An 8,434-nucleotide genomic window follows, 5' to 3' on the forward strand; every position below is an offset into this window, starting at 1 on the left:
TGAGAAAAGGTTTTATGTTGATTCTAGGCTGTGGCGGCATGCGGTTATGGTGAAGTGTACAACGAGGGTAGAGTTTACAAATGATATATAGAGTAACAAGCAATATCAATACTCTACAAGCGTACAAAGTATAAGAATAAATGATATCCCTGTAGGTAGGGTGAATGAGCATTGCCTGCAAATAATGACAATCTAAAATTGGATGAGGCTCAATTGAATAGGTTATTTGTATACGGCACGCTGATGAAGGGATTCTGGAATCACAGCAGGTACCTGGAAGGCCGTATAAGTTGTATAATTCCGGGGAAAACGCAAGGCTTGCTCTATCATCTGCCGCAGGGCTATCCGGCTATGCTTAAGGGTGAAGGAACAGTCCGCGGGGAGATAGTAGAACCGGTGAACCGAGACCTTTTAAGGAAGCTTGACGGATTGGAAGGGTACTACGGATATGGGGAGGATAATCTGTACGTCCGAGAGATAATAGATGTATTTACCGATGATGGAGAAATGCTTTGCTGTTGGGTATATATCTATGCAGATGGGGAATATGCACGAAAAAGAGGGATTTTTATCCCTGACGGTGACTGGAGAAAATTTATGCAAAACAGGGGGTATATATGAATAAAAAGTATTTTGCTTATGGAAGCTGTGTAAATGTGGAATCGTTTAAAGAGACCATGAGAGATGCAAAATGCGAGGATAGATTTCGCATTTGTGGCGATGAATACCTTCAGGTAGTATTAGAAGGTATGAAGCAGCATTTCCCCCGCAAATACATTAACAGGTATTTAATCGATCACTGTAACGACGAATTTGAAACAAAACGCTAACAAAGGTGTTCACCTTCGCTTACAAAAGTATAGCCTACTTTATCTGAAAAGCATTGATGATGTGGTTGAATTGGCATGAGCCGTCACGGTTTAAAATCACCTCTACCACGTCAAACCGGCAGTTTATATCCTTTATTCCATTTTCCTTCATGTAGTATTGCGCTATTTTGAAGTATCTCATTTGCTTTTTGAAGGTCACCGCCTCGGCTGGTAGGCCAAAGCACATGCTGCGCCTTGTCTTCACTTCTATGAATATCAGAACATCATCCTGTTGGGCTATGATGTCTATCTCACCTAAGGGACAGCGGTAGTTGCGCTCCAGTACGCTTAGGCCTTTATGGGACAGGTACTCGGTTGCCCTTTCCTCACCCCACCTGCCGAGAGCTTTTGTGTTCAACTTCAAAGGCCTCCTTTTAACTTACAAATTTTTCACAGAAAGTCCTGCGGTGGATAGGAGACAGCCCGAACTTCTTTATGCTTTCTATATGCTGCTTGGTGCCGTATCCCTTATGCTTTTCAAAACCGTATTGAGGGTAAACTTCGGCCCATCTCACCATCTCGCGGTCTCTAGTGACCTTGGCGATTATAGAGGCGGCCGCAATGGCCTGCGAACGCACATCACCTTTTACTAGAGGAAACTGCGGTATGGAGCAGCTTTCAAGCTCAAGAGCGTCTATGAGCAGGCAGTCGGGAGATGGATGGCAGGCCAGTACAGCCTGTTCCATTGCCTTACGGGCGGCATTGAGTATATTTATCCTGTCTATCTCTTCCGGTTCCACCCGGCCTATACCCACAGCAATAGCTTTGGACATTATTACGTCATACAGCCGTTCTCGCCTTAAAGGCGAAAGCCTTTTGGAATCCCTGATGACGAAAGAGGAATCCACTATGCCTTCTATGAGGACTTCTTTGGGCAATATGACGCAAGCTGCCACCACTGGGCCAGCCAGCGGCCCGCGACCTACCTCGTCTACACCTCCTACCAGCGTATATCCCATATCCCAGAATTTGATATCTTCTACCAGTATTCCTGTCTTTGCTATTATTTCTACTGCCATATCTTCCTACTCCTTATGGAAAATAGTATCCTACTCTTTATGGGAAATTGTATCATAGCGTACCAGGCTTTGACAAGAAAATTCCGCTGCTCCACGAGGGTTTGATAACTCTTGCTTGACTCCATATATGTGTCGAATGTATCATAAAAGATGAAAAAGCTGGTTTGTATGGAGGAGAATTGTGGTGGGGGATATTGTCGATAAGGTATACTGGGTGTGGCTGTCCAGTATACCCGGCATAGGCGCCAAGCGGTTTTACTATATGGTAAAGAGGTTTGGCAGCCCCAAAGCGGTATGGGAATGCAGCCGTAATGATATCCTGGATGCATACAGGCTGATTGGAGATAAGGCCATAAAGAATGTAATGATCCACAAGAGCATGGAGTACCTGGAGAAAGCCCAAAAAATCGTTGAGGATCCTAATATCCAGGTAATAACTTTGATAGATGATGAATATCCTAAACTCTTGAAGACAATATATGATCCTCCACCGGTGCTTTATTGCAAGGGACAACCACTTAAGGAAACGCCGTATATGGTCTCCATCGTGGGGTCGAGGCGGACTTCGGAATACGGCAGGCAAATGGCTGAAAAGCTGGCTTACGAGCTGTCATGCGCCGGGGTTACTGTAGTAAGCGGCCTTGCCAGGGGAATAGATGCCATGGCACACAGAGGCGCCATACGAGCCGGTGGCTATACCATTGGAGTTCTGGGATGCGGAGTAGACGTCATATATCCCAGGGAAAACAAGAAGTTGTTCATGCAAGTGCAGCAGCAAGGCACATTGATGAGCGAGTATCCGCCGGGGACCCAGCCTGCTGCAGGCAATTTTCCGGCAAGGAATAGGATCATAAGCGGCCTGTCCCAGGCTGTTGTGGTGGTGGAAGCCGGCAGTGCCAGTGGTGCGCTTATCACCGCCGATTTTGCATTAGAGCAGGGCAGGGAAGTGTATGCTCTGCCCGGAAATGTCACCAGTCCTTACAGCAGCGGAACAAACCGGCTGATAAAGGAGGGGGCTACGCCGGTGACGAGTGCCGGCGATATACTAGAAGCCCTTGGCATAACTGCCAATAAGGAGATTAAACAGCCCTCTTGCCTTGCTCATCAGCTGGATATTTTTGAGATAGAGGTGTATAATGCCCTTGAGGATGGCGAAAAGCTGCTGGAAGAACTGGCTGCCATTACGGGTTTTGATATAGCCAAGCTAAATGCGATTTTGACCCTTCTTGAGATGAAGGGAATAGTAAAACAGCTGCCTGGAGGTAAATTTGCCAGGCAATGGATGAATTGAATGGAGGGATAAGGTGGCACAGGATTTGGTCATTGTCGAATCACCTGCTAAAGCTCGGACCATAAAAAAATTTCTGGGCAGTAAATATAAAGTCGAGGCTTCCATGGGGCACGTGAGGGACCTGCCCAAAAGTCAGTTGGGAGTGGATATTGAAAACGACTTTGAACCCCGATATATAACCATAAGGGGCAAGGGCGAGATAATAAATAAGCTGAAAAAGGAGGCGCAAAACGCCGATAAGGTCTATCTGGCTACCGACCCTGATAGGGAAGGGGAAGCTATATCGTGGCACCTTGCCTATCTTCTGGGCATAGACCCCAACAGTACCTGCAGGATAGAGTTTCATGAGATCACACAGCAGGCCGTCAAAAACGCCATAAAACATCCCAGGACCATCAACATGAGCCTGGTTTATGCCCAGCAGGCCCGCAGGGTATTGGACAGGGTGGTTGGGTACATGATAAGCCCCCTGCTATGGCGAAAGATCAAGGGGGGATTGAGCGCCGGCAGGGTCCAGTCGGTGGCCACCAGAATGGTGTGCGAAAGGGAACGAGAGATTCAAGAATTCGTTCCTGAAGAATACTGGACCATAACCGGAAAGTTTGTAACGGAGGCCGGCAAAGCCTTTGAAGCCGCCTTTTATGGCACGGCGGATAATAAAATTGTCCCTAAAAATGAACAAGAGGTAAAGAGCCTTGTTGAAAAGCTTGAGACGGCGCAATATACCATCCGTGGGGTTAAAAAAGGCATTAAAAAGCGCAGCGCTCCACCGCCTTTTACCACCAGCACCCTCCAACAGGAGGCTTACAGGAAGCTGGGCTTTACCACGCAAAAGACCATGCTGATTGCCCAGCAGCTCTATGAAGGGGTGGAAATTAAGGGCGAAGGTGCGGTAGGATTGGTGACCTATATTCGCACCGATTCGACGCGAGTAGCTGAGCAGGCGCAGAAGGAAGCTCTGGATTACATAAGGGAAAAATATGGGAAGCAGTATCTTCCCGATAAGCCCAACCAGTATAAGAGCAAAAAGGGTATACAGGATGCCCACGAGGCCATACGGCCTACCTCCATATTGAGGGAACCGGAATCCATAAAGGATTCCCTCACCAGCGATCAGTACAAGCTCTACCGCTTGATATACGATCGTTTTCTGGCTAGCCAGATGGCCCCGGCGCTGTACGAAACCATGACGGTAGATATCGCTGGGGACAACGGATATATCTTCAGGGCAGCCGGCTCGCGCAAGACCTTTGCGGGTTATACCATCATCTATATGGAGGGCAGCGATAATGAATCATCCGAAAAGGAGGATGTGGAGCTGCCGGAAGTGATCGAAGGCGAGAGCCTCAAGCTTAAGAAGCTGGTTCCCGAGCAGCACTTTACACAACCGCCGCCGCGATATACCGAAGCGTCGCTGGTTCGTGCCCTGGAGGAGATGGGCATAGGCAGGCCTAGCACCTATGCTCCTACCATTTCAACCATCATCGCAAGGGGCTACGTGGTGAGGGAGAAGAAGAGCCTGGTGCCGACCGAACTGGGGTTCATAGTAACTGATCTCATGATGGAGTATTTCCCCGATATAGTAGATTACAAATTCACTGCCGAGATGGAAAAGCAGCTGGATGAGGTTGAAGAGGGAAAGAAGGACTGGCGGGAGATAGTAAGGGAATTTTATATTCCTTTCCAAGAATTGCTTAAAAAGGCTGACGAAGCCATATCCAAGATAGAGATCAAGGACGAGGTATCCGACGTCATATGCGATAAATGCGGGGTAAACATGGTCATTAAGAGGGGACGGTATGGCAAATTTTTGGCCTGTCCCAATTTTCCCGACTGCCGCAATACAAAGCCCTATGTAGAGGTCATTTCGGCCCGGTGTCCCAAGTGCAACAGCGCCATCGTCGTAAAGCATACCAAAAAGGGCAAAAAGTTTTATGGGTGCGAAAACTATCCTGAATGCGATTTCATATCGTGGGACATGCCGGCCGATGAGAAGTGCCCGCAATGTGGAGCTTTGATGATGGTCAAGCAGAAGAAAAACGGGGAGGAGTATGTAGCCTGCACCAATAAGGAATGTGGATACCGTCACGAAAGAAGTGGGGTAAGCCATGGATAAGGTGATGGTGATAGGCGGCGGGCTGGCCGGCTGCGAAGCGGCATGGCAGCTTGCACGGGCGGGTATACAGGTGGAGCTGTATGAAATGCGGCCCCATAACATGACGCCTGCCCATCATACCGAATATCTTGGGGAGCTGGTATGCAGCAATTCCCTGGGATCTTTCAGGCTGGAGAACGCTTCCGGCCTTTTGAAGGAAGAGATGCGACTGCTGGGCTCATTGATAATAGAGGCGGCCGATGCCACCAGGGTACCGGCGGGTGGGGCGCTGGCGGTGGACAGGCAGCTGTTTGCACAGTACATCACCGACAAGATACAAAGCCATCCGAATATTTCGGTGATTCGCGAGGAAGTAAAAACAATACCGCAAGATCGCTATGTGGTCATCGCAACGGGGCCCCTATCCTCGCCGGCTATTTCGGAAGATATAAAACGGTTGATAAAGCAGGAATACCTGTATTTTTTTGATGCTGCGGCTCCCATTGTGGTGAGGGATTCCCTGGATTTTAGCAAGATATTTAAGGCGTCGAGGTATGGGAGAGGGGAAGACTACCTCAACTGCCCCATGACCAAGGAAGAATACGAGAGGTTTTGGCACGAACTGGTAAACGCAAAGACGGTAACCCTGAAGGACTTCGAAGATGAAAAGGTATTTGAGGGGTGTATGCCCATCGAAGTGATGGCCAAGAGGGGTATAGACACCTTGCGGTTTGGCCCTTTAAAGCCGGTAGGGCTTCGTGACCCGCGAACCGGGCAGGAGCCGTATGCCGTGGTCCAGCTAAGGCAGGACAACAGCAAGGCTACCCTATATAACATGGTAGGCTTTCAGACTAATCTGTTGTTTGGGGAACAAAAACGGGTCTTTTCCATGATCCCCGGCCTTGAAAATGCCGAGTTTGTGCGCTACGGGGTGATGCACCGCAACACTTACATCAATTCGCCCAAGCTGCTCAATTCGTGTTACGGCTTAAGGAGCAATCAGTATATATATTTTGCGGGGCAGATTACCGGCGTAGAAGGATACGTGGAGTCGGCTTCCAGCGGGCTGGTGGTAGGGATTAATCTGGCGCTAATGCTCCATGGCAAGCAGCCCATCGATTTTCCGGATACCACCGCCATCGGTGCGCTGGCCCACTATATATCCGATCCTCGTATAGAGGACTTTCAGCCTATGAACAGCAATTTTGGGATCATAGCGCCCCTTGATAAGAAGGTGCGTTCAAGGCGCGATAGAAATTTGATGATTTCGCAGCGGGCGCTAGAGACCATTAAGCAAATTATACAAAACAGCCATTTGGATTTTATCAGAATACATTGAAATTTTTGAAAAATTGTGATAATATTGGTGTGTTTAGTAAAGAGGGAAGGGGAATTTGTAGTTATGCTTAAGGGGACTACCATTATAGCAGTTCGAAGAGGTGATAAAGGGGCCATCGGCGGCGACGGCCAGGTGACGCTGGGGCAGAGCACCATCATGAAGCAGGGTGCGCGCAAAATACGGAGGCTATATCACAATAGGGTAGTGGTAGGATTTGCTGGCACCGTGGCCGATGCCTTTACGCTGAGCGAAAAGTTTGAAACTAAGCTGGAGGAGTATTCTGGCAATCTGCAGCGGGCTGCCGTCGAGCTGGCCAAGGAGTGGCGTGCCGATAAGGTGCTGAGAAGGTTGGATGCAATGTTGATTGCCATAGATTCTAAGGATCTGCTCATAATTTCAGGTACCGGTGAGGTCATCGAGCCCGATGATCAGATTGCCGCCATTGGGTCGGGCGGCAATTATGCTTTGGCCGCTGCCAGAGCTCTCGTTAACAATACCCAGCTAGAGCCGGTGGAGATAGTCAGGAAATCGCTGGAGATAGCTGCGTCCATCTGCGTTTACACCAACAACAATATATATGTGGAAGAGGTTTAGGAGGGGGAGTCCATTGGCCGAATATTATACTCCGAGGGAGATAGTCGAGCAGCTTGACAGGTACATAATCGGACAGGAGAAAGCCAAAAAAGCGGTGGCGATAGCTTTGAGGAATCGCTATCGCAGGAGCAAGCTCGACCCAAAGTTAAGAGACGAGATCACGCCAAAAAACATAATACTAATGGGGCCTACCGGCGTGGGTAAGACCGAGATTGCGCGGCGTTTAGCTAAGCTTGTAAATGCGCCTTTTATAAAGGTGGAAGCCACCAAGTATACCGAGGTAGGATATGTGGGTCGAGATGTGGAGTCCATGGTTAGGGATCTGGTGGAAGAAGCCATCCGCATGGTTAAAAACCAGAAGATGGAGATGGTGAGGGAAAAGGCGGCTCAAGCCGCCGAGAACCGGTTGCTGGACGTACTCCTTCCTCCCAAAAGGAAGAGGTCCCAAAGCCCACTGGGCATGCTATTTCCAGTAGAACAGCCGGCAGCTGAGGAGCAGGATGACGACGATTCTATGGCCCATACCAGGGAAAGGCTGAGGGAAAAGCTGCGCAGTGGCGCTCTGGAGGATACCCACATAGAAATTGAAGTAGAGGACTCGGGATTTGCCAGTTTTGGATTCATCCCTGGCATGGGCAATGAAGAGGTACTCATACAAATACAGGATGTATTCGGCAATCTATTTCCTAAAAGGCGCAAGAAGAAAAAGACCACCGTCAGAGAGGCGCGGCGCATATTTGAACAGGAAGAAGCCCAAAAGCTCATAGATATGGATGAGGTGGTAGAGGAGGCCATCCAGGCTGTAGAACAGCACGGCATAATATTCATCGATGAGATCGACAAGATCGCCGGCCGTGAAAGCGGAGCAGGCCCCGATGTCTCCCGCGAAGGGGTACAGAGGGATATACTGCCCATTGTGGAGGGCACCACGGTTATGACCAAATACGGCCCGGTTAAGACCGATCATATACTGTTCATTGCTGCTGGGGCCTTCCATGTGTCCAAGGTGTCTGATCTCATACCCGAGCTGCAGGGTAGGTTCCCCATAAGGGTGGAGCTGGAAGCTTTAACGAAAGAGGATTTCAAGCGCATACTCACCCAAACTGAAAATGCCATCATAAAGCAGCAGATCGCGCTCCTCAAAGTAGAGGGAGTAGACCTTGAGTTTACCGAGGATGCCATAGACGAGATAGCCAACATCGCTTATATAATGAATCAGACCAGCGA

At 49.0% G+C, this 8,434-nt stretch carries 9 protein-coding genes; 7 read left to right on the forward strand and 2 right to left on the reverse strand.

All coding sequences use genetic code 11. The annotated features are described in order from the left end of the window. Positions 1-213 precede the first annotated feature (213 nt). Positions 214-621 (forward strand): gamma-glutamylcyclotransferase, encoded by a 408-nt coding sequence (locus tag FWJ59_RS06270; protein ID WP_414481110.1) that lies wholly within the window; start codon positions 214-216, stop codon positions 619-621. After that, entirely contained in the window at positions 618-830 is a 213-nt protein-coding gene (locus FWJ59_RS06275; RefSeq protein WP_414481111.1) for a hypothetical protein, read from the forward strand. Before FWJ59_RS06270 ends, FWJ59_RS06275 begins: the two co-directional genes overlap by 4 nt. A gap of 34 nt (positions 831-864) precedes the next feature. On the opposite strand, the gene FWJ59_RS06280 is transcribed toward FWJ59_RS06275, so the two are convergent. Both FWJ59_RS06280 and FWJ59_RS06285 read right to left on the reverse strand, forming a co-directional pair. Then, a complete protein-coding gene (locus tag FWJ59_RS06280; RefSeq protein WP_414481112.1) occupies positions 865-1,227 on the reverse strand; it encodes a YraN family protein in 363 nt (120 codons plus the stop codon). Between the two features lie 16 nt (positions 1,228-1,243). Beyond that, complete coding sequence (locus tag FWJ59_RS06285) at positions 1,244-1,888, reverse strand: ribonuclease HII (RefSeq protein ID WP_414481113.1); 645 nt, start codon at positions 1,886-1,888, stop codon at positions 1,244-1,246. Positions 1,889-2,069: 181 nt separating this feature from the next. On the opposite strand from FWJ59_RS06285, the gene dprA reads away from it, so the two are divergent. The 5 genes from dprA to hslU form a co-directional block, all read left to right on the forward strand. After that, positions 2,070-3,179, forward strand: coding sequence for a DNA-processing protein DprA (gene dprA / locus FWJ59_RS06290; protein WP_414481114.1), 1,110 nt, complete (start codon positions 2,070-2,072; stop codon positions 3,177-3,179). A gap of 13 nt (positions 3,180-3,192) precedes the next feature. Next, positions 3,193-5,295, forward strand: coding sequence for a type I DNA topoisomerase (topA, locus tag FWJ59_RS06295; protein ID WP_414481115.1), 2,103 nt, complete (start codon positions 3,193-3,195; stop codon positions 5,293-5,295). Continuing rightward, positions 5,288-6,613, forward strand: a complete 1,326-nt coding sequence (gene trmFO / locus FWJ59_RS06300; protein ID WP_414481116.1) for an FADH(2)-oxidizing methylenetetrahydrofolate--tRNA-(uracil(54)-C(5))-methyltransferase TrmFO — start codon at positions 5,288-5,290, stop codon at positions 6,611-6,613. The genes topA and trmFO overlap by 8 nt, the downstream gene beginning before the upstream one ends. 63 nt (positions 6,614-6,676) lie before the next feature. Continuing rightward, positions 6,677-7,207: an ATP-dependent protease subunit HslV gene (gene hslV / locus FWJ59_RS06305; protein WP_414481118.1), complete on the forward strand. Its 531-nt coding sequence runs from the start codon at positions 6,677-6,679 to the stop codon at positions 7,205-7,207. Next, the coding region (gene hslU, locus FWJ59_RS06310) for an ATP-dependent protease ATPase subunit HslU (RefSeq protein WP_414481117.1) at positions 7,191-8,434 on the forward strand (1,244 nt) is incomplete at its 3' end. The genes hslV and hslU, both read left to right, overlap by 17 nt.

The organism is Caldicoprobacter sp., assembly GCF_047459465.1.
Taxonomy (GTDB): Bacteria; Bacillota; Clostridia; order Caldicoprobacterales; family Caldicoprobacteraceae; genus Caldicoprobacter.

Coding starts and splice junctions, on each gene's coding strand:
- FWJ59_RS06275 (WP_414481111.1), top strand. CDS start 618: ATGAATAAAAAGTATTTTGCTTATGGAAGCTGTGTAAATGTGGAATCG.
- FWJ59_RS06285 (WP_414481113.1), bottom strand. CDS start 1,888: ATGGCAGTAGAAATAATAGCAAAGACAGGAATACTGGTAGAAGATATC.
- trmFO (WP_414481116.1), top strand. CDS start 5,288: ATGGATAAGGTGATGGTGATAGGCGGCGGGCTGGCCGGCTGCGAAGCG.
- hslV (WP_414481118.1), top strand. CDS start 6,677: ATGCTTAAGGGGACTACCATTATAGCAGTTCGAAGAGGTGATAAAGGG.